At 58.9% G+C, this 2,943-nt stretch carries 3 protein-coding genes; all 3 read right to left on the minus strand.

The annotated features are described in order from the left end of the window. Nucleotides 1-1,011: MFS transporter (locus tag CWO89_RS42580; RefSeq protein WP_130584178.1), on the minus strand; the 1,011-nt coding region annotated here is incomplete at its 3' end. Nucleotides 1,012-1,335: 324 nt separating this feature from the next. Beyond that, nucleotides 1,336-1,962, minus strand: coding sequence for an NUDIX hydrolase (locus tag CWO89_RS42585; RefSeq protein WP_245475090.1), 627 nt, complete (start codon nt 1,960-1,962; stop codon nt 1,336-1,338). A 650-nt stretch (nt 1,963-2,612) separates the two neighbouring features. Next, on the minus strand, nt 2,613-2,943 hold a 331-nt coding region (locus CWO89_RS46560), incomplete at its 5' end, for a hypothetical protein (protein ID WP_165421578.1).

Consider the following 2,943-nt stretch of genomic DNA (forward strand, 5'->3'; position numbering starts at 1 on the left):
CCCGATCAGGGCCGAATCCACAACGGTCAAAAGATGTCCGTTGGCCGCGGCCCGTGACAGGTTCCACAGTATTCCAGCAAGGGCATAGAGCACAATCGCGACCAGCGGGTTGGTCACGAAGGATAGAACGATCAACGAGGCCGCGGCCCCTGCGAGAACCGTCGCTGTTGCTCGGGCCATTTTCCTGGCGAGCGCCGGTATCCCGGCGACAGCAAGGGCGGCCATACCGGCGATTGCGGCCGTCATCTCGAGCATGCCGAAGAGATCGCTGCCGCCGCCAAGCGCATGGATGACGAAACCCGGCAACAACAGGTTGGTGATCTGGATCACGGCGAACGCCAGTCCTACCGTGATCGCAGCGGACAAGCTTTGCGGCTCGTTCAGAAGATAGCGGAACGCTTCACGCGAGGCGGAAAGCGGATTGAGCCCCTTCATCGACCGGCGACCGCTTGGGGTCCTCGTCAGCGGCCCGAGCAGAGGCAGAATGGCCAACGCGATGCAGGCGGACAGGACGGCCGCCGTAGTGCTGCCGAGCTGATCGATCGCGTAGCCGGCTACACCTGTGCCCATGGCGAGCCCCGCCTGATTGAAGAAGGACAGGCGCATGTTGAACGCCATGCGCTCAGTCCCGGGAACGAGCGACTGGAGCAGGCCGCTCATAGCGCCTGCCAGGAGCGCGTATCCGAAGGCCCCGAGAACGGCTGATAGAACCAGGAGGGGGCGCGAGAGCCCTTCCGGCAGGATCTCCACGAGGGCCAGCATAAAAAGCCCGGAAGCCTGGATCACTTGTCCCGCTGCAGTGACTGTGAGACGGCTATGTCGGTCGACGACGTACCCGCCGAGCGGTGCGAGAACGACTCCAGCGACGCTGGAGGTCAGCAACACCAGGCCAACCAGGCTCGATCCGCCGGCGTGGAACGCGATCCACGCCGGCAAGACGATGCCGACGCCGACGATGAAGAACGACGCCGAGGAAAAACCAATAAAGCAAAGTCGCTGCGTCGCTCGCATATCAAATCCATTCCCTCCGCTCACCCGGATGACCGCTACGCCCGTCGCTCAAGCTCGCCCGCGCGTGGCAGTTGCAAGCTGGAAGGCCTGAACACGAAATGTCTCTCTCGGGATTCAGATGGTCGGCGCGACTATCGATGCGATGCCAATCGCTCGCCCGTTTCTCTCTACCACCCCCGTGATCATTCGCCGAAGGCAAGTGGCTGGGCCGCTGGCCCAGAAACCAACTGGTTGCCATTGGACTCTGTGGAGAAGCAACCGATACTAGCGCCTACCCTAACGAGCTTCCATGGGGACCGGCGCAGGGCAATGCGATCACTGGGTTCAATCAAAGAAGGCAGGCCTGTTTGTGTCGGTTGCGAAGGCGAACGCAGCTTCCACATCGCTCTCGATCGTCCTGCCGCGCGAAAGCGGCGGCAATTGATCTTTCGGGAAAAACTCCGCCTCGCTCGTCTCCAACGTCGTCTTCACCAGGCTGCAGGGCAGCCGGGTGCACAGGAAGAACATCTTGTAGAAATCGCGGACATCAGGGGAATATGATGCGCTCGCCTTATGCCGCACGCCGTAGAGGCGGTTAGCGGACACGTTAAGGCCTGCTTCTTCAAAGATTTCCTTTTCGACATTCTGAGCCGCGGAGAGCCCGACGTCTGCAAAGCCGCCGGGGAGGGCCCAAAGGCCATCACTCTTCTCCCGGACGAGCAGGATTGCCTCGCCCTCGACGATTGCACCGCGCACGTCAATACGCGGCGTGGCATAGCCCAGCGCGAAATCAGAAACGAGTCCCTCGATGCGTTCGATCGGAACGTTGCCCAATTTGGCCAGCATTTCGTTGGCAATGGCCGCGATCTCCTCGTATCGCTCGCGATCAAATGGATCCTTCGCGAAGTGAAGCCCGGTTGACGCAATAGCTTGCAAGCGTTTGCCATAGCTAAGCCACTGAGGTTCCATCATGCCAACTCGATTTCGACTCTGGCGGCGAGCATAGCCAAGGGCGGCTCTTGGAGAAACCATAATGCGAAAAGAGAATTCCACATTCATCCGTGCGAGCGCTTAAAGATCTGGCAGTAAGAACCGTGCGCTTGCAGAAAACTAGTCTCCTACAGTGGAAACAACAGAATGGATCGTTCTGCAGACCTGGATGAGGGAGATGATTCGGTCGCGGGCACAGTCCAAATGAGCGTCGCGTCAAGTTCAATCGCTCGCCGATTACATCGAGCAAGAGGATCGCATTTTGTGGTCGATGCCTGCAAACCGTCCAATTCTTGTTCGTTCAGGCTGGGACAAATTGTTCAGCGATTCGCGAGGAGAAGAGCAGATAAACGATAAGAACGATCTCGAAACCAGGGTCGTTGCGGCGATACACGACTATCGCGAGGCCCTCGCACTGGTAGAAAACCTGGAACGAGAAGACGCTAGCGCGTATCGCTGGGCGACCAACACGCTGCTCGATTTGGTACGTGCCATGAAGGACGAAGCGGCACCGCTTTACAAGGGTAGGCTGTTTGAGATCAGCTCTGCAGCGATTAAGCGGTCTGTTCCGCCACCAATCGCCGATGCATTCACGTTACCGCCAGACTGGGCGCAGCGGGCGCCTGTTTGGGTTAGGCCCGGTTCATGCGCAGCGTGGGTATCCTGAAGGACTCGCCGGCGAGCGCGAAAGACATATTCCGCTTCGCAATGCCCGAATGCTTGGCCAGGACATCCTTGATGACAGATACGTCGTCCGTGAAAGCCATTTTATCGAGAAACTGCCGCAATGTGGCTTCGTCGGGACTCAATCGGGTGCAGATCCCGAACTTGAGTATCTCCGGGACGGCTTCGTCCATTTTCAAGCCGGAGCTCGTAACCTTGCCGTTCTCGTAGATCGCGGAGCGCAGCCAGTAGCCGGCCCTGTCAAAGAATATCATTGGAGTGAAATTCTCAGCGTCCTTC

This window comes from Bradyrhizobium sp. Leo170 (assembly GCF_004296405.1).
GTDB lineage: Bacteria > Pseudomonadota > Alphaproteobacteria > Rhizobiales > Xanthobacteraceae > Bradyrhizobium.